Origin of the sequence: Bifidobacterium sp. B4079, from assembly GCF_026537385.1 — a bacterium.
GTDB classification, from domain to species: Bacteria; Actinomycetota; Actinomycetes; order Actinomycetales; family Bifidobacteriaceae; genus Bombiscardovia; species Bombiscardovia asteroides_I.
On sequence record NZ_JAFNMH010000001.1, the window covers coordinates 702,098 to 723,976 of the forward strand.

A 21,879-nucleotide genomic window follows, 5' to 3' on the forward strand; every position below is an offset into this window, starting at 1 on the left:
AGCCTGCCCGCTGGGCAGATATGCGGATAGGCTCTAAGGCATGAAGAGCGTGACTGCAGCACGGATCGAACAGCGCATGGAGGAACTGCTCCAGAGCCATTGCGACCACCTGATTGCTCCAAAGTCCGGATCGGACCATCCCCTGGACCAGGACCCCTCTCAGGAGGCCTTGCATGAGGTCATCCTCCAGGCAATAGAGGCGGGCCGCGGAGGCAAACGACTGCGCGCCCTGCTGCTCTGCGACGTCTGGCAAGCTCTGGAGTCCGTGCCGAATCCGGACCGCGCACAGGCCGTAGTTGATCTTGCCTGCGCCTTGGAGGTCTACCAGACCAGCGCTCTGGTCCACGACGATATCATCGACGGCTCCCCTCGTCGTCGGGGCCACCCTGCCGCCCATCTGACCCTGAGCCGGTCGGCCGCCGGATACGATTCGAGCGACCGGCCCCCTGCAGGCCCCGATGCCCGCGGCACCGGCCTGGGCATCCTTCTTGGCGACCTGTTGGCATCGCTGAGCACGAATATGGCCCTCCAGGCGGCCGCCGACCTGCCTCAGGGACCGGCCATAGGCAGAGCCTTTCAAACCATGCAGACGGCTGTGGTCACCGGCCAGGTCCTAGACATGGGCATGGAAGAGGCCCGCCTTGACGATCCGGTCCGCCTGCGCTGCCAGGCCCTGCGCACCATGGCGTGGAAGACCGCCTCCTACACCACCTTGGCTCCGCTGGCTCTGGGGCTGCTAGCTGCCGGGGCGGACCTCGAGGGGCATAAAGAATCGGTGCGCGCCCTGGGCCTTGATCTGGGGCTGGCCTTCCAACTAACGGACGATCTGCTGGATGTGACAGGCGACGACCGCCACACCGGCAAACCTGTGGGTGGCGATATCCGTGAGGGCAAGCGGACCGTCCTCGTGGCCGACACCTTGGCCATGGCCGATTCCGATCAGGCCAAGGAGGTTCGCCGACTCTACGATTCCCCAACCGAACGCCGCAAGGATGCCCAGGTGAATATGGTCCGCGACCTGATGCAGTCCTGCGGTGCCATAGAGGCCAGCCGGCGTCGTATGGCTGATCTGTCCGCCCGAGCCCAGACCCGAGCCCAGACCCTGGCCGATGATCTGCATCTGTCGGCAGAGGGCCGAACCATCTTCCTGAATGCCTGCCGACGCTTTCTGCCGCTTGCCGCCACCGCCGGGTATCATGAACGTGTATCTTCCATCGATGCCGAGGCCGGTCAGGCCTCCGAGGTGCAGAGGGCCGGACAAGACGAGCATGAGTGAAGCGGACGAGAGGACCAGCGACCGGATCATCGACGGGCGCTACCGCATTCTGCGCGAGATTGCGCAAGGTGGCATGGCCACGGTCTACGAGGCCCTGGATCAACGGCTGTCCAGACATGTGGCGGTCAAGATCATGCACACCATGCTGGCCCAGGGGCCGCACAGGGCCCAGTTCGAGGAGCGCTTCCGCCGCGAGGCCAGATCGGCAGCAGCCATCGCCAACCCCCACATCGTCCAGGTCTACGATACCGGCGTCGATGAAGGGCTGGACTACCTGGTCATGGAGTATGTCCACGGAATAAGCCTGCGGCGGGATATGGCCCGTCAGGGCGTCTATCCCCTGAAAGAAACCCTGCGCATTGTGGGTGAAATATTGGACGGCCTGGCCTCCGCCCACCGAGCCGGCGTCATCCACCGCGACATCAAGCCGGAAAACATCCTCATCAACGACCGCGGCCACGTGGAGATCACCGACTTCGGCCTGGCCCGCGCCGCCGCCCAGGCTACCCTGTCTTCGACGGGCATGCTCATGGGCACAGCCGCCTACCTGGCCCCCGAAACCATCGAGAACAATGAGGCCTCCCCCCAGAGCGACCTCTATGCCGTGGGCATCATCGCCTACGAGATGCTGACTGGCACGGTCCCCTTCGCCAGCGACAACCCGGTGACTATAGTTTTCAAGCACGTCCACGAGGACGTCCCCTCCCTGGCCAGGGTCTGCCCCGGAATCGACCCGTCCGTAGCCGCCCTGGTCTCCGGACTGACCGACCGCTCCCCCGAAAATCGCCCGGATGACGCAGGCAAGGCCTTGGAGAGCCTGAGGAAGGTGGTCAGGGGGCTGGACCGGCAGACCATGGATTATGTACTGCCTGCAGCAGCCAGCGGACAGCCCGAATCCGCCATCGACGAAACCGCCGGGCACGACACTGAGATGGACGGATCGTCAATGCAGACGGCGACAGCACCCAACGACGGTTCTGAGGCTGCAGCAACCGGCCCGGAGAATTCGGACACGGTCCTGGCTGTGCCCGCCCCGCCAGAAACCGATGCGGGCACAGAGACAAGACGCTATCGACTCAACGACGTGGACACCCCCTCCCGGGCCGAAACCACAACCGTCCTGCAGCCTCAAGACCCGGCAACATCCCCCGCTGGCGCAAACGTCGTCCCGGCTTCTGTCCAGACCATGCAGCAAGGTCCCGAAACGGCCAAGCCCAAGCATCAGCATCGCGGATTGATCATCCTGCTGGTGATTCTGCTGGTGCTGGCCCTGGCAGGAGCCAGCGGCGGCGCCTGGTGGTACTACCTGGGCCCAGGCAGCTATGTCGCCCTGCCCAAGCCGGATGACATCCCCTGCACCGAAAATCAGGAGTGCAAGGTCGTCGGCGCCGACTACGCCAAGTATGCCCGCACGCTCAAGGTCTCAGGAATCAATGTCTACACCGACTACGACTTCAGCGACCAAGTGCCCAAAGGGGCCATCATGGCTGCGGAACCCGATACCGTCGGAACCCATATCAGCAAGCGGGGCGGCAGCCTCAACCTGACCGTCTCCAAGGGGATTCGCCAGGCCACAGTGCCCAAGGACATCCTCATGCCGGACACCTCCGACGGCAAGGACCCCATTCAAGCCCTGAAGGCGGCTGGGTTCGACAAGATCGACCATGACTCCTCCAAGGACCAGTACTCCATGGATATACCCGAGGGAGGCGCGATTTCAGTGCAGCCAGCCCCGGGGACCAAGACCCGGCACGACACCAAGGTCAGCCTGGTCCTGTCCAAGGGTCGGATGCCCGTGGCTATGCCCGACATCATCGGCAAGGCCAGGGACGATGCCAAGGCGGCCCTGGAAGCCCTCCGGCTCAAGGTCAATTACAGCGAGGACTGGTCAGACACGGTGCCCCGCAACCAGGTGATCTCCGCCTCTCATCAGGCCCAGGAGCAGCTTCACTGGGGCGATGCGGTCAACGTGGTGATTTCCAAGGGGCCACAATTCATCAGTATGCCCGACGTGAAAGGCAAGAGTCAGGACGAGGCCACCCAAATCCTGCAGGGATACGGACTCAAGGTCAACATCTCCGCGCCGCTGGGCAATCTGACCCACACGGTGCGGATCCAGGACCCCAACCCCGGCACCCAGATCAAGGTGGTCAATGATGACGGCTCGCCGTCAGTCGTGACCTTGACCGTGGTCTGACTGCCTAATCTCTGCAGTCAGTCGTCAGCCCAGTTCTTCCTTGCTCTCATGCGCCTTGATGACCTGGGCGTACACGTCCACGTAGCGCTGCCCGCTCATCTCCTGAATCTCCTGCATGATCCTGTCGGTCAGGTTGCGGATCTCCTCGTGAGTGAGGCTGTTGACCGGCACGTAGGGCACGGTGATGGGCTTGCCGAAGATAACCTTGGTCCTGCCCTTATGCGGAAGCACATGGCCGGGCTCCTGAAGCTGCCGGGTACCAATGATGGCGGTGGGAACCACTGTCGTTCCGGTCTCGAAAGCCAGCCGCGCAGCCCCGGTGTGCCCCCGGTAGAGCCTGCCGTCAGGGCTGCGAGTGCCCTCCGGATGGATGCCGAAGATGTGCCCATGTTCAAGGATAGAGCGCGCCGTTTCCATGGCTCCCAGCGACTTGGAGCCGCCCGACCTGTCCACGGGGAAGACTCCGACTGAGCTGAACCACCACTTCTTGAACTTGCCCTTTATCCCCTTGCCGCTGAAGTACTCGGCCTTGCCCATGAAGTGGATCATCCGCGGGCAGGTGATGGGCAGGAGGGCATCGTCAATGACGGCCAGATGGTTGGAGGCGATGATGGCAGCCCCCTGCTTGGGAATGTTCCCCGTGCCTTCAACGGTCGGTTTGAACCAGGTACGCGCCAACGGACCGAGCAGTTTGACGAAGAACCAGTACAGCACAGAGACTCCTTGGTAGCGAATGCATTCGGCCGAGGTTACGATGGTTCTATGACCGAGCACAAGGATAACGACGCCGGAAAACAGTATAACAGCGAGGCGGGAACCGGGTCCTCGCAGGTGGACGAGGAATGGGCGGACTTCCTGAATTCGCACGCTGACCAGCTGGGTTCCCTGGAATCGTCCAGGACGGCCAAGGAATTCGAAAAGAAGGCACAAAAATCCGAGAAGAAGGCGGCGCTGAAGGCCGAGGACTTAAAACGCGACTCCTTCGTCGGCGGCTCCGGACCGCGCGATTTTCAAGGCAGGAGCTGGCTGGACACCGACGAGGTCATGGACCAGTCGTCGAACTTTGTGCCTCCCAACCCTGACCTGAGCGACCTGGGCAGAAGGCGTGCGTCCTTCATGATCATGACGGTGCTGGGCCTGGTCTGCTTCTTTCTGGCCATCTTCATCCCCCGCTGGTCCGGCTTGACCGGCCTGCTGGCGGGCCTGCTCCTGTTGATAGGCATCGCGGGACTGATCATCGACCGGAAGAATTTCCGCGATTCCTCAAGCGGACTCTTCGATGACGACGAACGACACTACCAGCGATGATGCTGTGAACAGCCATACATAAGCAACCGAACTTAAACCAAGACCGGACGGTGCGTCCGTTCCTCTTGCTGGCAGCGGGACTGCGCTTCTTGGGCTCCGTGAATCCAGGCCGTCAGCAGGTCGGCAGCCCGGCCCTGGTCCACAACCTCGGTGGCCAGTTGGTAGGCCTGGGCAAACCGGACGCTCAAATCGGCCTCGGGACCGGCATCGATCTGCGTGCCGTCGGCCACGATGGCCGACGCCGCATTGAGCAGGGCAGTGGAACGGGAGGGCACCGGCTTTCCAGCCAGGAAGTCCCTGACCACGCTGGCGTTGAAGGCGGGATCACCACCGCGCAGGTCATCCAAATCCACCGGGTCAAGGCCCAGTTCACGGGTCGGGTCGAAGGACCGCTCCTCCACCTTGCCCTGGTGGATCTCCCAAATGGAGACCGGACCGGTCGGGGCCATCTCGTCAAGGCCCTCGACTGAGGTGTAGACCATGCCCTCTTGACCGCGTGAAGCGAAAACCTGGGCCATCATGGAGCTCAGCTGGCGCTGGGCGCATCCGATGGCCACATAGCGCGGGTTGACCGGGTTGGTCAGGGGTCCCAGCAGGTTGAAGACGGTCAGGATGCCCAGCGACGAGCGGACAGGCCCGGCAAAACGCATGGCAGGGTGGAAGGTCTTGGCGAAGACGAAGGTTATGCCGTAGCGGTCAGCCATGGCAGCCACCTCCCGGGGCGGCAGGTCCAGAGGAAGGCCCAGCTGCTCCAGACAGTCGGCGGTGCCGCTCTTGCTGGATGCGGCCCGGTTGCCGTGCTTGACGATTCTGACCCCTGCTGCGGCAGCCACGATGGCACCCATGGTTGACAGGTTCACCGTCGCTGCCCCGTCGCCGCCGGTACCGACGATGTCGGTCACATCACCCCTGACCTTCAGCGGCACCGCATGGCCCACCATGGCTTTGGCAGCCCCTTCGACCTCCGGGCTGGTCAACCCCAGCGCGGACTGCATGGACAGGACAGCGCCCACCTGCACCGGGTCGGCATTCCCGTCCATCAGGTCGTTCATGCACCACTCGGCCTCATCCGCGCTCAGGTGTCGACCGGACACCAAGGAGTTCAGGATGGATTTCCAGCTGAGTGGCCGCATGGTGACTCTTTTCCTTTGAAGAAGCAGGGCTGGATGCCCCGCTGTTTGCCCTAGGTTTACTGCCCTGCCCCTCCCCTGCACAAGGCCGTCCCGTATTCTGGTCACTTTGCTACCAACATATGGAAACGGCCACCGCCCTTGTGAGCGATGGCCGTCGTCAGATCAGCACCCTAAATGAATCGGCAACCCTATCTGCAGAAGCGGCTAATGATTATGCGTGCCTGTCATTTCTTCTCGTTCTGGCCATGGCACATCTTGTACTTGCGTCCAGAGCCGCAGGGGCAGGGGGCGTTGCGGGGCGTGCCCGGGAATGTGCGGCCATCAGACCAAGGCGAGCGATCCTCTACAGCCTTGGGTCTCTTGTTGGCAGGAACTTTGCCCTCGGCATGGCTGATGGGGGCAGGCCCGACAGGGGTCGGAGCGCCATCGTCAGCGGCATCCTCCTCGGAATCCTCCTGGATGCTGCCAGCCGGAGCACCCTCGTCGTGCTCCTCGACAGTCTCGTCGATGTCGGTGGTCTCGTCCTCGGTGTCAGGCTCTTCAGGCGCCTGATAGTTGACCGGCCCGGACTGGCCCTCCTCGTTCTCCTTATGCTCCTCGCGGGCACGCCGCTCGTTCTCCTGGCTGGCCGCGATCTGCTTGAGGTCCACGTTGAAGAGCAGCTGTACGGTCTGCTCCTTGATGGCGTCGATCATGGAGTTGTACATCTGATAGCCCTCGCGCTGGTACTCGACCAGGGGGTCGCGCTGGCCCATGCCGCGCAGGCCGATGCCGTCCTTCAGGTAGTCCATCTCGTAGAGGTGCTCACGCCACTTGCTGTCCAGGACTGAGAGGACCACCTGACGCTCCAGCTGTCTGGAGCCCTTCTCGCCCAGCTCATCCTCACGCTCCTGGTAAATGGAATCGGCATCCTCCACCAGCTTGTCCGCCAGAGCCTTGACGGCCTTGTCGCCCTTCAGGCCCTCCAGAGAGTCCATGGTCTCATCCTGGTCAAGACTGACTGGGTAGACGGAGGCCAGTGCCTTCCAGAGCTCATCAGCATTCCAGTCCTCAGGCTTGTCCGAGCCCTTCTGCGCGCCCCGGATGTATGAGGCGATGGTCTCGCTGATGAAGCGGAGAATGTCCTTGTGGATGTCCTCGCCCTTGAGCACCGCCTGACGCTCGCCGTAGATGACCTGACGCTGTTTGTTCATCACGTCGTCGTACTTCAACACATTCTTGCGGATCTCATAGTTGCGGGATTCGACGGACTTCTGTGCATTGCGCACGCCTTTGGTGACGGTCTTGGACTCGATAGGCTCCCCCTCCGGCATGCTCTTGGAGGACATCATTCGAGCCACCAGCTGAGAGTTGAACAGGCGCATCAAGTCGTCTTCCAGGCTCAAGTAGAACCTGGACTCGCCGGGATCGCCCTGGCGGCCTGAACGGCCGCGCAGCTGGTTGTCGATACGGCGGGACTCGTGCCGCTCGGTGCCCAGTACGTACAGACCTCCCAGCTTGACGACCTCCTCATGCTCGTCCTTGACCTGCTCCTTGACGGAGTCCAGCATCTCGGGCCAGCGCTTTTCATACTCTTCAGGGGTGTCTTCGGAGGAGTAACCCTGCTCCTTGAGCTTCTGATCGGCAAGGAACTCCACATTCCCGCCCAGCATGATATCGGTGCCACGTCCTGCCATGTTGGTGGCCACGGTCACAGCCCCCTTGCGCCCTGCCACGGCCACGACCGCAGCCTCGCGCGCATGTTGCTTGGCGTTGAGGACCTGGTGGTCGATGCCGGCCACGTCCAGCAGGGAGGAGACCACTTCGGAGGACTCCACCGAGGCGGTGCCCAGCAGGATGGGCTGGCCCTTGGTATGCCGCTTGGCCACATCGCGGACGATGGCGGTCAGCTTCTCCTTCTTGGTGCGGTAGATCAGGTCCGGCTGATCCTTGCGGATCATGGGCTTGTTGGTGGGGATGGGCAGCACGCCCAGCTTGTAGGTGTTCATGAACTCGGCGGCCTCGGTCTCGGCCGTTCCGGTCATGCCCGCCAGCTTGTCATACATGCGGAAATAGTTCTGCAGGGTGATGGTGGCAAAGGTCTGGTTCTCTGCCTTGACCTCAACGCCCTCCTTGGCCTCGATGGCCTGGTGGAGGCCCTCGTTGTAGCGACGGCCCTTGAGCAGGCGGCCCGTGTGCTCGTCCACAATCAGGACCTCGCCGTTCTGGACTACGTAGTCGCGGTCGCGCAGGAAGAGCTCCTTGGCCTTGATAGCGTTGTTCAGGTACCCGATCAGGGCGGTATTGGCGGGCTCGTAGAGGTTGTCGATGCCCAGGTAATCCTCCACCTTGGTGATGCCGGGGTCCAGGATGCCGACGACCTTCTTCTTCTCGTCGACCTCGTAGTCCTCATCCCTGGTGAGCTTGGGGACCAGCTTGGCGAACTGCCGGTACCATCGGGTCACGTCGCCCTCGGCAGGGCCGGAGATGATCAGAGGAGTTCGCGCCTCATCGATCAGGATGGAGTCCACCTCGTCCACGATGGCAAAGTGGTGGCCACGCTGAACCAGCTCGTCCTTGTCCCAGGCCATGTTGTCACGCAGGTAGTCGAAGCCGAATTCGTTGTTAGTGCCGTAGGTGATGTCCGCCTGGTACTGTCTGCGGCGCTCGGCAGGACGCTGGTCGGTGATGATGCAGCCCACGCTCATGCCCAGGAAGCGGAAGATGCGCCCCATGAGTTCACTCTGGTAGGAGGCCAGGTAGTCGTTGACCGTGACCACGTGCACGCCCTTGCCCTCCAGGGCGTTCAGATAGCTGGGCAGGGTGGCCACCAGGGTCTTGCCCTCGCCGGTCTTCATCTCGGCGATATTGCCCCAGTGCAGGGCCGCTCCGCCCATCAGCTGGACATCGAAATGCCGCTGGCCCAAGGTGCGCTTGGAAACCTCGCGAACTGTGGCAAAGGCTTCTGGCATCAGGGAATCGAGGGATTCGCCGTTCTCCAGCCGCTGCTTGAACTTGGGCGTCTGGCCCTTGAGCTCCTCGTCGCTCATGGCCGAGATCTGATCCTCGAAGGCGTTGGTCGCCTTGGCCACCCCCTGAAGCTTGCGAATCTGACGACCCTCGCCCATACGGAGGACCTTGTCCAAGACTGCTACCACGTTGCGCTCCCTACCGTTCTTTTATGGCCTTCGCACACCCTCAGCTGACGTAGGCCCAGACCCTGATCATCTTACGCGAATGCACCGATTTTCTCGAAACCGATAGTTCTGCAAACCCGGCTGTGGCCTTGGCAGCCGGACCTGGCATTGAAGAAGGGCGATTCTCCGGAGGCCAGGCCATCCTGCCGCCGGAAAATCGCCCCACAGTCCAATAACCCTTTTTGCTCTTACTTCTTCCGGCCTACGTGCTCAGGCGTATCAATCTCGAAGACGCCGTAGCTCCATCCGTGCCGACGGTAGACCACCGACGGCCGCCGGGTCTCCTTATTGACGAAGAGGAAGAAGTCATGGCCGATCAGCTCCATCTCGTACAGGGCCTCGTCAATGCTCATTGGCTCGGCGATGTGCAGCTTGCGGCGGATGACGATCGGGGTGTCGCCCACCTGCACTTCGACCGACTGGCCCGGTGCCAGGTCCGATGCCACGGCGCTCTGGGCGCTGTTGTCGGAGTTGGACTCCTGGCCCTGATCGCTCTGATCGCCTGCCTGATCATCCACGGGCAGCTCGGCGGGCAGAGGCGGATGCTCCAGTCCGCGTCGGTGGTCCTTGCGGCGGTCGCGGACCCGGCGCAGACGCTGGGTCAGCTTGTCTAGGGCCATGTCCAGTGCGCTGAACTCGTCGGCGCTGGAAGCCTCGGCGCGGATCACGGTCTTGCCGGCCTGGACCGTGAGCTCCACCCTCTTGGCGCTGTCAGCCTGGCGGGGATTGCCTTCATGCGTCAGAACGACCTGGGTGCGCTGTGCATCGGGGGCGATGGCCGTCACCCTGTTCATCTTGCTGTCCACAACATCGCGGAACCGCTGCTTGATCTGGGTATGTCGACCGGTAATGACGATCTCCATGGGAATCTCCTTGCACTTGTGAGCGGACGAACCGCTGGTGCGATGGCGGACTTGGTCACCATCGACTGTGCTTCCGATTGTATCCGAAGATCAGGGCTGACTCACTGATTGAGCTTGAGGCCAGAGCGGGATCCCGACCCTGGTCCGGTCCTTCAGTTCCGCTATGCTATATCCCCGAGACCTCTCGGATGGCCGCGGCCCCTCCTCCTGGGAAGGGCTGAGGAACTTCCGGGCTCCACAGAGCACGATGGCGGATAACGTCCGCCCAGGGCGACCTGAGAGATAGCGCAACAGAGAACAGACCGCTCGCCTGCTCAAGGCGGGCAAGGGTGAAACGGCGGTGTAAGAGACCACCGGGTCGACGGTAACGCCGATCGCATGGCAAGCCTCATCGGGAGCAAGGCCAAGCAGAAGGCATTCAGGGGTTGCTCGTCCCGCCTTCGGGTAGGCCGCTAGAGCCTGGCGGCAACGTCAGGTCGAGATGGATGGCCATCCGTCGTCCGGATTTTATCCGGACGATGACAGAACCCGGGGTATATGAGAGGTCTCATCTTCCCTCTTACCTTATGGTGCCTTGGCAGCAATCAGCTCCATCGAGAGGATCATCAGAGACGAAAAGGTCCGCTGCCACTTGGGTGAGAAGGCCGGGACTGTGGCCCTTGCGGGATCCAGCACTCCAGAATCGCCGTTTGCGGACCTTGAGATCCAGTCCAGCTGTCTTGCGGGCCACCTTGCGGCCAAGTTCGTAGGCGGAGTCGACGAAGAGTCCCTCACGAGATGCTTGGGCCACTACCTGTGCAGCCAGTCCCGGATCCAAACCCTTACGTGTCATCTCCGAAAGCACTCCCCGCTCCCCCATGGTGCGATGCAAGCAGGAATGCAACAGATCCTGGGCATAGGCCTGGTCATCCACCAGGCGCAGCCTGATCAGCCGGTCAATCACCTGATCGACCACGTTCGTGTCAAACCCCTTATTGACCAGGCGACTGGCCAAAGCTCCGCTGGAACGAGCCGCCGCATCCAGCAGGGTCAGGGCAGCCTCCTGGCAGGCATCTGCATCCTCTGCATCTGCTCGTGGGGCTGCAGGCGCGGAACTTCCGCCAAAGCCGCCAGCACGCGGGCGACGGCCACGACGGCGGGTTCTTCTGTCGGAACCCCGGGCAGAACGGCGGCCAAGGGAATGACGACCTGGCAGGGATCCATCACCCACATCAGCATTGGCAGCATTGTCTATATCTTCCAGACTGCCTCCAAACTGGGCTCCATGCCCCAGACCCAGGGCAGCGGCCTGCACTGGGCGGCCGTCTTCCTTGTAGCTGTCATCCTTCTGGGCAGAATCAAGAGCTGCTCCGATACCTGCCGGACCAGACAAACCCACAGTGTCTGCCTGCAACCGGTCCGACCGAGAATACTTCGACTCTGTGCTGGAGTCGGTGGAATCCTCGGCCTGCGCCAGACGGACAGGATTTTCCTTGAGGAAGTCCTCGGCCGAGATCATCGCGTCATGCGGCCTGGGCAGTGGGCACAGTGCTGTTGATGTCGACAGGAGCTGAGTCGTCTTTCTTGCTGCCTTGAGCAGCATCAGCTTGATCAACCTTGTTGTCCTCGGAGGGGGCGGGAATAAGGCCGAAAGCAACCTTGACCTTATCCTCAATCTCCTTGGTCAGGCCGGGGTTATCCTTGAGGAACTGACGAACGTTCTCCCTGCCCTGACCCAGCTGATCGCCCTCGTAGGTGAACCAGGATCCCGACTTCTTGACGATGTTGGTCTGCAGGGCCATATCCAGAACCGAACCCTCCTTGGAGATGCCCTCCCCGTAGAGAATGTCGAATTCAGCAACCTTGAAGGGCGGAGCCATCTTGTTCTTGACCACTTTGACCTTGGTGCGGTTGCCCACCGCCTCGTCGCCGTTCTTCAGGGTCTGGATACGGCGGATGTCCAGGCGGACCGAGGCGTAGAACTTCAGTGCCTTGCCGCCGGTGGTGGTCTCCGGGCTGCCGAAGAAGACGCCGATCTTCTCCCTGAGCTGGTTGATGAAGATGGCCGTGGTGTTGGCCTGTGACAGGGCGCCGGTCATCTTGCGCAGGGCCTGGCTCATCAGCCGGGCCTGCAGACCCACGTGGCTGTCGCCCATGTCGCCCTCGATCTCGGCCTTGGGGACCAAGGCGGCCACCGAATCGATGACGATTACATCCAAGGCGCCCGACCGGATCAGCATGTCGGCGATCTCCAGCGCCTGCTCGCCGTTGTCCGGCTGGGAGACGATCAGGGAGTCCGTGTCTACGCCCAGCTTCTTGGCGTACTCAGGATCCAGAGCGTGCTCGGCATCGATGAAGGCAGCCACTCCACCACCGGCCTGTGCATTGGCTACCGCATGCAGCGCCAAGGTGGTCTTGCCCGAGGATTCTGGACCGTAGATCTCAACGATGCGGCCACGGGGCAGTCCACCAATGCCCAGGGCCATGTCCAAGGCCAGGGACCCGGTGGGAATGACCTCCACATCCTGGGTAGGCTTGTCGCCCAGACGCATGGCCGAACCCTTGCCGAAGCTCTTCTCCACCTGCGCGAGGGCCGTGTTCAAGGCTGCCTGGCGACGGGGGTCGACCCCGCCCTCCTCTTCCTTCTTCGCCTTGCCACTGTTGCTCTGACGTGCCATATGGCTCTCCTTCTTCGTAACCGACCTTACGGTGACGACACCCTGATTGACGACCTCACGATTGACAGCCTATCCGCCGTCGGTGCCCGTCTGCGGTCCCGGCGCCCGATGTGGTCGAACGTGCCGATGGTCACCGGACCATAAGCATCAGTATACCTGACAATGCGAACAAATGTTCGAAAATCACCCGGAATGCGTCATGAATTCGCGGAGGATAAAACCCGCTGATCAGGCTGCCGGCAAGGGCGGTGCATTGTGGTCCTTCCCCCAGCGGCGGGAGTCGGGGATCTCCATCTGATCGCAGAGGACATTCCAAACCACGCGCGGCTCCACGCCCGCATCCAGGGCCTCTATTACGGTCATGGCATCCAGGGCGGTCAGCCTCTGGTCACGGGCCAGACTGCGTCCGTAGACCCGGCCGAAGACCTCCTCCAGCAGCTGCCAGAATTCCCGCTCACGCACCAGACATCACCTTTCGTCCAAGACCCACCCTGTCACACACCTTCTACGGCTGCAACCGACAGTTGGCAGAAGAGGGCGCCTGGTTCCTCAGAACCGGACGCCCTCAAGAACGATCCGCCGGATCCTCCAACCGGACCAGACATGTTTACTCCTGAGTGGACTCCAGATAGTCCGCCACCATACGCAGGGTCTGCGGCACACCCAGGCCCAGCGCGTCGGCGATGGAGCTCAGCAGTTCAGAACTGGCCTCCTTCTGGCCGCGTTCCACCTCGGACAGGTAGCCCAGGGACACGCCGGCCTTCTCGCTGACCTCACGCAGGGTCTTGTGATCATTGGTCCTCAGCTCGCGCAGCACGTGGCCCAGGGCCTCGCGCAGGGAGACGGTGTGGGGGACGGCCCGGCCATCGCTGGCGGAGGCTGCCCGCTGACGGCTGGCCTCCATGCCGTCCTCCTCCATCCACATCTTGTTCAGATTGGCCTGGCGCTCCTCCTTGGCCTTCTTGGCGGCCTTGGCGCGGATAACCTGTTGCTGGGCGAAGACGACGGCACGACGCTGGGCAGGTGTCAGATCACGAACCCGTGCATTGCGCTCCACTCCGGGTGCAGCCGGCTTGACATCATAGGTATCGTTGGTTCGAGTCATCACGGTCTCGGTGCTGGCCATAGCAGCCCCTTTCGCCATTATCGTGTTCAACTTCTTACACATTGACCAACAGACGAGCCGGTAGATTATTCCAGGGGAGGAACCCGAAATGCTTGCTTTGTGACCAAGGTCACGTATGCGCAAGAAAGAAATCAGGGAACATGAGGGATGGCTCAATACAGGCACCCTCTTGCTTTGGCCTGCCGACTACAGCATTCCGCAGGCAGAAGGTTCGACATCGACTTGCGGAAGCCGTAAAAACCGTAAAAACGACTGGCTGCATCAGGCTCAGCCCCGCGAGCGCAAGACCCGATCCAGCTGTTCCAGAATCCGCATGACCGTCCCCCGGCGCACCTGTTCCCGATCGCCATCCAGATGCAGCTCATAGGCATAAGTCCGGTAGACATGGGACTGAAGGCCAGTCTCTATACGTCGACCCATCACCCGGGCGGGCAGAGCCAGACCGATGTAGACCAGCCCAGCAGGATCACCCCCATCAGGACCAGGCCCAGCCACACCTGTAGTGGCCATGCCTATAACAGTATCTTCGTGCCCCGGCCTGGTGTAAAGCCTGGCCGTGCCCTCGGCCATCTCCTGGGCAACCCGGGGATGGACTGCGCCCTGGGTGGCCAGCAGATCCTGATCCACTTTGAGGATGGCTGCCTTGGCGGCGATGTCATAGGTGACGGCCGAGCCCAGAAAGACGTCTGACGCCCCGGGAATCCTGACGAAAGCATCGGCCAGCAGTCCCCCGGTCAGTGATTCGGCTGCAGCCAGCAACAGGCCAGAATCACGGCAGGTGTCGATGATCCGTCCAGCCAGGTCGTCGCAGCGGGCCTGCACACTCTTGCCGATCATCGCCGCATCCCTATCAGGTACTCTGCCCCCGAGTAGAGGCAGAGGGCCAGGGCCACCAGGATGACCACACGGGTTGTCACCAGGTACCAGGGCCAAACAGGCGACAAGGGCACCATGAGCATACCCAGACCGATGCACTCAAACAGGGTCTTGTACTTGCCAGCCCGGGAGGCGGCGATGACCCGGCCCTGCTTGTTGATGACCAGGACCCGCAGCAGGGTGATGCCCAGTTCCCGCACTAGGAAGAGCAGGGTGATCCACCACCAGAGCTCGCCGAAGACGGATGCCACAATCAGCGCTGAGCAGATCAGCAGCTTGTCGGCAATGGGATCCATGAGCTTGCCCAGTTCGGTCACCTGGTTGTATCGGCGGGCCAGCCACCCGTCAAGCTTGTCGGTCGAGGCGGCGAGGATGAAGAGCACTGCGGCGGTCCACCGCATGCCAGGTCTGCGCTCGCCCCAAGGACCGGCCATCAGATCCAGGGCGATGAAGATCAGGACCAGGAGGATACGGGTGTAGGTGACCAGATTTGGGGGAGAATTCCATCCTTCGAGAAGCCTACGCCTCTCACGACCGGTCTCTGACTCGGCATGCTCCTGCATTGCCACTCCTTATACGCGAAACTCGTGCGCTCGGGCCGTCCAACAATACATGCCGGGCGGCAGTTTCATCATAACGGTAGACCAGACCCGGCTCATCGGGCCGATGTTCAGCCCTGCGCTTGCTCATCGGGGGCAGGATCCATGGAGGTGGCGTCGCCTCGGATGAAGGCCAGGGCCTGCTGCAGCTGCGGCGGCTGAATGAGCACCTCGCGGGCCTTGGAGCCCTCCGACGGCCCTACGATTCCCCTCGACTCCAGCAGGTCCATCAGCCTCCCTGCCCTGGCGAAACCCACACGCAGTTTGCGCTGGAGCATGGAGGTGGATCCGAACTGGGTGGTCACCACCAGCTCGGCCGCCTGGAGCAGCTCGTCCATGTCGTCGCCGATCTCCTCCTGAATCTCGTTCTTGTGGTCGGCCTTGTCGGCCATCTGCTCGATGTCTTCGCGGTAATGGGGTTTGCGCTGGGTGCGCACATAATCCACCGCCTTGCGGATCTCGGACTCGGAGACCCAGGCTCCCTGGACGCGGGTGGGCTTGGCCTGCCCCATGGGCAGGAAGAGGGCATCGCCCTGGCCGATCAGGGTCTCGGCGCCAGTGGCATCCAGAATGACTCGGGAATCCGTCGAGGAGGATGTGGCAAAGGCCAGTCTGGAGGGGATGTTGGCTTTGATCAGACCGGTGACCACGTCCACCGAGGGCCGCTGGGTAGCCAGGACCAAGTGCACGCCGGCCGCACGTGCCAGCTGGGTGATCCGCTGGATGGAGCTCTCCACGTCGTTCTTGGCCACCATCATCAGGTCGGCCATCTCGTCGACCACCACGACCAGGTATGGATAAGGCGCCACCTTACGGTTGGAGCCGGCCGGTGCGTGGACCTTGCCCTCGCGCACGGCCTTGTTGAAGTCCTTGATGTGCCGGAATCCGAAGAACTGCAGGTCGTCGTAGCGGGCATCCATCTCCTTGACCACCCACTCCAGGGCCTGGGCGGCCTTCTTGGGCTCGGTGATGATGGGCGTGAGCAGGTGAGGAATGCCAGCATAGGCACTCAGCTCCACGCGCTTGGGATCCACCATGATCAGGCGGACCTGTTCTGGCGTGGCCCGCATAATCAGCGAAACCAGCATGGAGTTGATGAAACTGGACTTGCCCGAACCCGTAGCGCCGGCCACCAGCAGGTGGGGCATCTTGGTCAGGTCGGCGGTCACATAGTGGCCTTCCACATCCTTGCCCACGGCGGTCATCATGGGGTTGTCGTCCTGCTTGGCCTTGTCGGAGCGCAGCACGTCGCCCAGGTGGACGATCTCGCGGTCCACATTGGGAATCTCGATGCCGATGGCCGACTTGCCGGGGATAGGAGACAGGATGCGAACGTCCGAACTGGCCACTGCGTAGGCGATGTTGCGCTGAAGATTGGTGACCTTCTCCACTTTGACGCCCGGCCCCAACTCCACCTCGTACTGGGTGACCGAGGGGCCACGCAGGAAGCCCACCACCTTGGCGTCCACATCGAACTGCTGGAAGGTTGACTGCAAGGCCTTGATGACTGCGTCGTTGGCTGAGGTCCTGACCGCGTGAGGCTTCCCCTTGACCAGCAGGTCCGTGCTGGGCAGCACATAGGGCCGGCTCTCGTCCACCTGGCGGTCATCGGAGGAGCTTGACGCGTCGGTACCCTGTGCTCCCGCACCCTGGGCTCCGGCTGTCTGGCTCCCTGCTCCCGGAGCGGGCTGGCCATCCATCTGCACGGTGTCGGCTGCTGCTGCGGCGGCGGCCCAGGGGTCCGAGGCCCCCACGCCGGACAGCGCGGCCGGATCCACCTTGGGGTGCCCCTGCTCCCTGGCATCCAGCAGAGCAGCCGTGGCCGGGGCCTCCACCGCGGGCATGTTCTGCGTGGACACCTGATCAGACTCGGCACCCTGCGCCGACTGATCACTCTGGTCAGCACCCTCCAGCGAGGCCGCCTGGGAGAAGGGCTCGTCAGCCTCGTAACGCTCAAGGTGGGTGTCCGTGTCCTTGCCGATGCGGCCATGCAGCAAGCGACTAAGCCAGCCAGCCACCCCGTTCCTGCCGGAGTCCTGGGCATCCTCCTGGTCCGGCTCCTGGTGGGTGGGCACGCCGGGCGCCAGGGGCAGGGTGTCATCGCCCAGTCTGACCTCGTTGGGGGCGGTCTGCGGCGAAGCCGAGCTGGAGGCATGGGTCCTCTTGCCGCGCAGCCAGGCCATGAGGTCACTCATATGGAATCTAAAGGTGATGAAGAGACCGAAAATGGCCACAAGAACAAAGATGACGACGGCGAAGACCTTGGACAGCCCCCAGGCCAGAGGCGACCCCAGAAAGAACCCCAGAAGGCCGCCTGAGTCACTGATGGCCTTCATGTCAAAGCCGCGATAATCCGAGGCCATGAGCACGTCCAGAATGGAGCAGACCGACCAGAGCACCACCATGAGTCCGCCCACCACAGGCAGGTTGCCGGCCTCGCGCCCGGTGTAGCAGACCAGCCGGAAGGCCGCAAAGAGCAGAACCACCGGCAGGATGATGCTGCAGAGTCCCAGAACGCCCGCAGCCAAGGCATGCAGCCCCCGCCCCAGAAAGCCGTTCACGCGGAACCATTCGCTGGCGCAGAAAAGCACGGCCAGGATGACCAGTACGAAGCAGAGTCCGTCCTTGCGATAGGCGGAGTTGTCGCCGTTTTTGCCGGCCACGGCGCGAACCAAGGATCCCATGCCCCGGGGCAGGGCCAGCAAGACCTTATGCCAGAAGGGTTCCGGGTCTTGGCTGTCCTTGGATGCGGTCCGGCCGCGACCGCGTGCGTCTGCTTGCTGCTTACGTGTCATAACCCTTTCAGCCTACCCAGAACCCCGGTCCGCATCGGGTTCTCCGGGTCAGTGTGCACAACTCTTTCAGACGGGGGCCGCCAGGGCTAGCATCGTTGGCATGACACCAGCCGAACGTCAGAGCGCCGTGGCCTTCGCCATGCGCAACCTGCTTCTGGATGACCGTCGGCCCAGTCCTTTGGCTCTTCAGGCGGCCAGCGACTTTATGGCGGGCAGAAGGCAGGCCGAGTCACTGGCCGACCAGGCCCGACGCTTGGAGGCACAGAGCAGTCATAAGAAGGCCAAGGCAGATACCCCGGCGGATGCCCTCTTTCTGCGGAGCATCCTGATCTGTCAGCGGCCTTGGGCGACCGAGGGAGATCTTGAAGAGCTGCGGGCCATCCACCGTCGGCTGCTGCCCAGTCTGCCGGAAGGGCGAGTGCTGCGCCGACCCCAACCAGACGACGATGCCAGCCTGTATCCGGCGGCCATGCTGGAGCAGGGTGCGGCAGCCATCGGCCAGGAGCTGGCGGCCGAACGCAATCTGGCCAACCTGGACCGTCCGGTCTTCGCGGACCGCCTGGCCCACTACTATGACGAGCTCTCCTATCTGCACCCCTTCGCCGACTGCAACGGCATGACTCTGCGCATCTTCCTCTCACGCTTGTCCCACGATGCAGGCTGGGACCTGGATTGGGGACGGGCTGATCCGGCCGCCCACCGCCGGGCCATCCAGCGAGCGCTCCGAGGCAAGACCGATGATCTGCAGGTCCTAATTGCGGGCATAGTCCGCCCGGTCAACCCAACTCGAATATTCCTGATCGCCGGATGGGACCAGGGCCCAGCCCACTGAGTCGGCAGCTTCAGCCCGGCAGCCGCTCGTTGCCGCTACGCTTGGCGGCCTCGATAATCTGGGCACTCTGACTGATTAGTTGTGTTGCACCAGCCTGGTCGTGGTCGCGGATGCGCCCCCAGTATTGTATTTTGAGCTGCACATACCGTTTCCGTGCGCGCAGGTCGGCCATCCGCTGGTCCAGCCGCTGTTCCTGCTCGTCCAGGAGTTCGATCTGCCGTCCGGCGGCCTCGGATCCCGCCGCGCGGTTGCCCAGATACTCCCGCATGTGCTCCAGGGACATGCCCGTGGCGCTCAAGCAGGAGATGGTCTCCAGCAGGTCCAGATCCTCCTGGTTGTAGCAGCGGTGGCCGCTTGAGGGATCCCTGGCGATGGGCGGAATGATGCCGATGGTCTCGTAGTAGCGCAGGGTAGTCTCCGGCATCCCTGACATAAGCGAGGCCTGGCGAATGGTGTACCAGGGCCCGGATTCCTGGTCGGCCTGGGTTTGGGCGGTCTGGGTTTCAGCCTGGGGCTGCATGATGGTGGTCATACCCATCCAGCCTAGGAACTTCAAGTACTTGAAGTCAAAGCGCTCCCAGATGGTGTCTGGTCACCCTTCCCTGGTCTGAAAGGTCGGCCTGGGCATCCGCCTGGTCGAAGCAGCCTTGGTCGGCCTGGTCCACCAAGTCCAGGGCCTGCTGAGCCAAGTCCGGGGCCAGGGCATTCAGCCAGTGGATACGCGGATCCCGGCCGAACCAGCCCATCTGCTTGCGGGCCAGGCGCTTGGTCTTCTGCGCTATCAGCTCGAAGGCGGCATCCAGGTCGGTGCGGCCGTCCAGGTAGTCCAGAATCTGCTGATAGCCCAGGGCACGGGAAGCTGTGGGCCCCAGGCGGTTTCGCAGCCCGCTCACCTCGTCAACAAGCCCCCGGTCGCGCATGGCCTGGGTGCGCTGGTCGATCCTGCGGTCCAGCTCCTCCCGGGACAGGTCCAGTCCCAACTGCAGGGCGGGCATCAGGTAGCGATATCGGGGCAGACTGGCCGAGTAGGGCCGTCCAGTGATGTCCATGACCTCCAGGGCCCGCACGGTCCTGCGCACATTCCGAGGATCCATCCGGGCCGCAGCCTCCGGGTCCCGCTCCTGCAGCTCGCGGAAGAGCAGCCCGGGGCCCTCCTCTTGGGCCAACTCCTCCAGCCTGGCCCTGACCGACGGGTCAGTGCCAGGGAAGGACAGGCCATCAATGACAGCCCGGGTATAGAGCCCGGAGCCGCCCACAAGGATTGGCCTGATTCCTCGCGTCCGGAGGTCGGCTATCAGGGACCGGGCCATGGCCTGGAAGCGGGCCACGCTCATGGCCTCCTCCGGCTCGATGATGTCGATCAGGTGGTGGATCACCGCCTGCCGCTCCCCTACCGAAGGCTTGGCCGTGCCCACATCCATCCCCCGGTACATCTGGTAGGCATCGGCATTGACGATATGAGCCGTCTGCCCGCGCGCCTCAAAAGCCTGTGCCAGGGCCACTCCCAGAGCAGTCTTGCCCGAGGCTGTGGGACCCACGATGGAGACGATGCGGGGTCCCTCCCCGGCGGGCTGCTCTGGTTCAGCGGATGTCATAAACCTGCCCTGCCTGCGGATCCGGGTCAGCGATCAAATAGTGGGGCCCTGCCTGGGTGACGGTGCAGGTGACCAGGTCGCCGGGCTTTGGCGCAGGCATTCCCTTAGGCACGCCGACGTGGACCAGCACCCCGGTGCGCTCATGCCCGGTCACCCGGTGGGTGCTGCCGTCATGCCGGCCGTGCCCGTCGCCGATGAGCACCTCCACGTCTTTGCCCGTGAAGGCCTTCATCTGCTCCATGGTGATGGACTCCTGCAGGGTATGCAGACGCTCGAACCGGTCTTGGACCACGGCCTTGGGAAGCTGGGTCATGCGCGCGGCAGGTGTGCCGGGCCTAGGCGAATACTCGAAGATGTAGGCCGACGAGAAGCGCGCCCGGCGCATCGTATCCATGGTGGCCTGGAAATCCTCCTCGGTTTCCCCTGGGAATCCCACGATGATGTCGGTGGTGATCTGGGCATCGGGCATGGCGGCCCGCACCTTGTCGAGTATCTTCAGAAAGCGTTGGGACCGGTAGGAGCGCCGCATGGCCCTCAGGATCCGGTCGGAGCCCGACTGCAGGGGCATGTGCAGCTGGTGCATGACCGTGGGAGTCTCGGCCATGGCCGCAATCACATCGTCGGTAAAGGCAGCTGGATGGGGCGAGGTGAAGCGGATCCTCTCCAGCCCGGGCACCCGGCCGCAGGCGCGCAGGAGTCGGGCGAAGGCGTAGCGGTCCCCCGTCGACCAGCCGTAGGAGTTGACGTTCTGCCCCAGCAGGGTCACCTGGCGGGCTCCGGAGCCCACACAGTCCCGGACCTCGTGCAGGATGTCGTCCATGGACCGGTCCCGCTCCCGACCGCGCACCGAGGGCACGATGCAAAAAGTGCAGGTGTTGTTGCAGCCGACCGATATGGACACCCAGGCCTGCGAGCGCGAGGCCCTGACCTCCGGCAGTCGCCCGGGCAGATTCCGCAGCTCCTCCGAGACCCCCACCTGGGGCCGCCCGTCCTCGCGGGCCTTATCCAGCAGGCCGGGCAACGAGCCGATGTCCCTGGTGCCGAAGACCGCATCCACCCAGGGCGCCGCCCTCACAATCCGCTCCCGATCCTTCTGGGCCATGCAGCCGCCCACGGCGATGCGCGTGTCGGGCTTGTGCTGCTTGAACCTGTGCCAGCGCCCGATGGTCCCGTACATGCGCTCGGTGGCGTTGTCGCGCACGGCGCAGGTGTTGAGCACCATCACGTCCACCTCGTGTGCGCGAACCTGCTCGGGCGTGGCCTGCTGGTAGCCGTGGTCTTGCAGCACCCCGGCAATTCGCTCGGAATCGTGCTCGTTCATCTGACAGCCCAGGGTCCGCACATAGTAGACGCCCCTGCTGCCCTTACGCTGAGCGGTCACGCTCATGCCCTCGCCTGCTTCCATAAGCCATGATTGTATGCGCAGGTCGGGTCCCGCGGCCATCG

The 21,879-nt window shown here is 63.1% G+C and carries 16 protein-coding genes, 1 other RNA gene and 4 pseudogenes; 5 read left to right on the forward strand and 16 right to left on the reverse strand.

What is annotated here, in order from left to right; genetic code table 11:
* The first annotated feature begins 49 nt into the window (after nucleotides 1-49).
* Together J3T95_RS02995 and J3T95_RS03000 are read left to right on the forward strand one after the other, a co-directional pair.
* Nucleotides 50-1,276: a polyprenyl synthetase family protein gene (locus J3T95_RS02995; protein ID WP_267450338.1), complete on the forward strand. Its 1,227-nt coding sequence runs from the start codon at nucleotides 50-52 to the stop codon at nucleotides 1,274-1,276.
* Nucleotides 1,269-3,473 (forward strand): Stk1 family PASTA domain-containing Ser/Thr kinase, encoded by a 2,205-nt coding sequence (locus J3T95_RS03000; protein WP_267450339.1) that lies wholly within the window; start codon nucleotides 1,269-1,271, stop codon nucleotides 3,471-3,473. The genes J3T95_RS02995 and J3T95_RS03000 overlap by 8 nt, the downstream gene beginning before the upstream one ends.
* A 24-nt stretch (nucleotides 3,474-3,497) precedes the next feature.
* On the opposite strand, the gene J3T95_RS03005 is transcribed toward J3T95_RS03000, so the two are convergent.
* Nucleotides 3,498-4,187, reverse strand: coding sequence for a lysophospholipid acyltransferase family protein (locus J3T95_RS03005; protein ID WP_220237149.1), 690 nt, complete (start codon nucleotides 4,185-4,187; stop codon nucleotides 3,498-3,500).
* A gap of 48 nt (nucleotides 4,188-4,235) precedes the next feature.
* Here J3T95_RS03005 and J3T95_RS03010 point away from each other — a divergent pair, with 48 nt between their 5' ends.
* Complete coding sequence (locus tag J3T95_RS03010) at nucleotides 4,236-4,781, forward strand: hypothetical protein (protein ID WP_267450340.1); 546 nt, start codon at nucleotides 4,236-4,238, stop codon at nucleotides 4,779-4,781.
* 32 nt (nucleotides 4,782-4,813) lie between these two features.
* Here J3T95_RS03010 and trpD read toward each other — a convergent pair whose 3' ends face one another.
* From trpD to hpf, 5 genes and pseudogenes are all read right to left on the reverse strand, one after another.
* On the reverse strand, nucleotides 4,814-5,914 hold the full coding sequence (trpD, locus tag J3T95_RS03015) for an anthranilate phosphoribosyltransferase (protein ID WP_267450341.1): 1,101 nt from the start codon (nucleotides 5,912-5,914) through the stop codon (nucleotides 4,814-4,816).
* A gap of 224 nt (nucleotides 5,915-6,138) precedes the next feature.
* A pseudogene (locus J3T95_RS09200) lies at nucleotides 6,139-6,324 on the reverse strand (SEC-C metal-binding domain-containing protein); the annotation flags it as partial.
* 218 nt (nucleotides 6,325-6,542) lie between these two features.
* Nucleotides 6,543-9,051 (reverse strand): annotated as a pseudogene (gene secA, locus J3T95_RS03020) (preprotein translocase subunit SecA); the annotation flags it as partial.
* 227 nt (nucleotides 9,052-9,278) lie between these two features.
* Nucleotides 9,279-9,554: pseudogene (locus J3T95_RS09205) on the reverse strand (sigma 54 modulation/S30EA ribosomal C-terminal domain-containing protein); the annotation flags it as partial.
* Between the two features lie 80 nt (nucleotides 9,555-9,634).
* Nucleotides 9,635-9,953, reverse strand: a pseudogene (gene hpf, locus J3T95_RS09210) (ribosome hibernation-promoting factor, HPF/YfiA family); the annotation flags it as partial.
* Between the two features lie 176 nt (nucleotides 9,954-10,129).
* On the opposite strand from hpf, the gene rnpB reads away from it, so the two are divergent.
* Nucleotides 10,130-10,506, forward strand: an RNA gene (rnpB, locus tag J3T95_RS03030) — RNase P RNA component class A.
* Nucleotides 10,507-10,512: 6 nt separating this feature from the next.
* Here the strand turns inward: rnpB and J3T95_RS03035 are convergent.
* The 7 genes from J3T95_RS03035 to J3T95_RS03065 all read right to left on the reverse strand — a co-directional run bounded on the left by J3T95_RS03035 (nucleotide 10,513) and on the right by J3T95_RS03065 (nucleotide 18,006).
* Nucleotides 10,513-11,451, reverse strand: coding sequence for a regulatory protein RecX (locus J3T95_RS03035; protein WP_267450343.1), 939 nt, complete (start codon nucleotides 11,449-11,451; stop codon nucleotides 10,513-10,515).
* A gap of 4 nt (nucleotides 11,452-11,455) precedes the next feature.
* The gene (gene recA / locus J3T95_RS03040) at nucleotides 11,456-12,610 is read right to left on the reverse strand and encodes a recombinase RecA (protein WP_267450344.1); all 1,155 of its coding nucleotides are present in this window, start codon (nucleotides 12,608-12,610) and stop codon (nucleotides 11,456-11,458) included.
* Between the two features lie 228 nt (nucleotides 12,611-12,838).
* Entirely contained in the window at nucleotides 12,839-13,072 is a 234-nt protein-coding gene (locus tag J3T95_RS03045; RefSeq protein ID WP_024627845.1) for a DUF3046 domain-containing protein, read from the reverse strand.
* A gap of 145 nt (nucleotides 13,073-13,217) precedes the next feature.
* On the reverse strand, nucleotides 13,218-13,715 hold the full coding sequence (locus J3T95_RS03050; RefSeq protein ID WP_220237390.1) for a helix-turn-helix domain-containing protein: 498 nt from the start codon (nucleotides 13,713-13,715) through the stop codon (nucleotides 13,218-13,220).
* A 288-nt stretch (nucleotides 13,716-14,003) separates the two neighbouring features.
* Complete coding sequence (locus J3T95_RS03055; RefSeq protein WP_267450345.1) at nucleotides 14,004-14,573, reverse strand: CinA family protein; 570 nt, start codon at nucleotides 14,571-14,573, stop codon at nucleotides 14,004-14,006.
* Complete coding sequence (pgsA, locus tag J3T95_RS03060) at nucleotides 14,570-15,175, reverse strand: CDP-diacylglycerol--glycerol-3-phosphate 3-phosphatidyltransferase (protein WP_267450346.1); 606 nt, start codon at nucleotides 15,173-15,175, stop codon at nucleotides 14,570-14,572. The genes J3T95_RS03055 and pgsA overlap by 4 nt, the downstream gene beginning before the upstream one ends.
* Nucleotides 15,176-15,282: 107 nt before the next feature.
* On the reverse strand, nucleotides 15,283-18,006 hold the full coding sequence (locus J3T95_RS03065) for an FtsK/SpoIIIE family DNA translocase (RefSeq protein ID WP_267450347.1): 2,724 nt from the start codon (nucleotides 18,004-18,006) through the stop codon (nucleotides 15,283-15,285).
* A 100-nt stretch (nucleotides 18,007-18,106) separates the two neighbouring features.
* On the opposite strand from J3T95_RS03065, the gene J3T95_RS03070 reads away from it, so the two are divergent.
* Nucleotides 18,107-18,838: a Fic family protein gene (locus J3T95_RS03070; RefSeq protein ID WP_267450348.1), complete on the forward strand. Its 732-nt coding sequence runs from the start codon at nucleotides 18,107-18,109 to the stop codon at nucleotides 18,836-18,838.
* 10 nt (nucleotides 18,839-18,848) lie between these two features.
* Here J3T95_RS03070 and J3T95_RS03075 read toward each other — a convergent pair whose 3' ends face one another.
* From J3T95_RS03075 to miaB, 3 genes are read right to left on the reverse strand one after another with little or no spacing between them, the layout of a single operon-like run.
* Nucleotides 18,849-19,370, reverse strand: a complete 522-nt coding sequence (locus J3T95_RS03075) for a MerR family transcriptional regulator (protein ID WP_267431138.1) — start codon at nucleotides 19,368-19,370, stop codon at nucleotides 18,849-18,851.
* A 34-nt stretch (nucleotides 19,371-19,404) separates the two neighbouring features.
* A complete protein-coding gene (gene miaA, locus J3T95_RS03080; RefSeq protein ID WP_267450349.1) occupies nucleotides 19,405-20,433 on the reverse strand; it encodes a tRNA (adenosine(37)-N6)-dimethylallyltransferase MiaA in 1,029 nt (342 codons plus the stop codon).
* Entirely contained in the window at nucleotides 20,420-21,820 is a 1,401-nt protein-coding gene (gene miaB, locus J3T95_RS03085) for a tRNA (N6-isopentenyl adenosine(37)-C2)-methylthiotransferase MiaB (protein ID WP_267450350.1), read from the reverse strand. The genes miaA and miaB overlap by 14 nt, the downstream gene beginning before the upstream one ends.
* Nucleotides 21,821-21,879 lie beyond the last annotated feature (59 nt).

Bases quoted from the DNA above. Each gene is read 5' to 3' on its own strand.
- J3T95_RS03000 (WP_267450339.1), top strand. From the start codon at position 1,269: ATGAGTGAAGCGGACGAGAGGACCAGCGACCGGATCATCGACGGGCGC.
- J3T95_RS03055 (WP_267450345.1), bottom strand. From the start codon at position 14,573: ATGATCGGCAAGAGTGTGCAGGCCCGCTGCGACGACCTGGCTGGACGG.
- miaA (WP_267450349.1), bottom strand. From the start codon at position 20,433: ATGACATCCGCTGAACCAGAGCAGCCCGCCGGGGAGGGACCCCGCATC.
- J3T95_RS03075 (WP_267431138.1), bottom strand. From the start codon at position 19,370: ATGACCACCATCATGCAGCCCCAGGCTGAAACCCAGACCGCCCAAACC.
- J3T95_RS03035 (WP_267450343.1), bottom strand. From the start codon at position 11,451: ATGATCTCGGCCGAGGACTTCCTCAAGGAAAATCCTGTCCGTCTGGCG.
- pgsA (WP_267450346.1), bottom strand. From the start codon at position 15,175: ATGCAGGAGCATGCCGAGTCAGAGACCGGTCGTGAGAGGCGTAGGCTT.
- miaB (WP_267450350.1), bottom strand. From the start codon at position 21,820: ATGAGCGTGACCGCTCAGCGTAAGGGCAGCAGGGGCGTCTACTATGTG.
- J3T95_RS03050 (WP_220237390.1), bottom strand. From the start codon at position 13,715: ATGACTCGAACCAACGATACCTATGATGTCAAGCCGGCTGCACCCGGA.
- J3T95_RS03010 (WP_267450340.1), top strand. From the start codon at position 4,236: ATGACCGAGCACAAGGATAACGACGCCGGAAAACAGTATAACAGCGAG.
- J3T95_RS03070 (WP_267450348.1), top strand. From the start codon at position 18,107: ATGACACCAGCCGAACGTCAGAGCGCCGTGGCCTTCGCCATGCGCAAC.
- recA (WP_267450344.1), bottom strand. From the start codon at position 12,610: ATGGCACGTCAGAGCAACAGTGGCAAGGCGAAGAAGGAAGAGGAGGGC.
- trpD (WP_267450341.1), bottom strand. From the start codon at position 5,914: ATGCGGCCACTCAGCTGGAAATCCATCCTGAACTCCTTGGTGTCCGGT.
- J3T95_RS03065 (WP_267450347.1), bottom strand. From the start codon at position 18,006: ATGACACGTAAGCAGCAAGCAGACGCACGCGGTCGCGGCCGGACCGCA.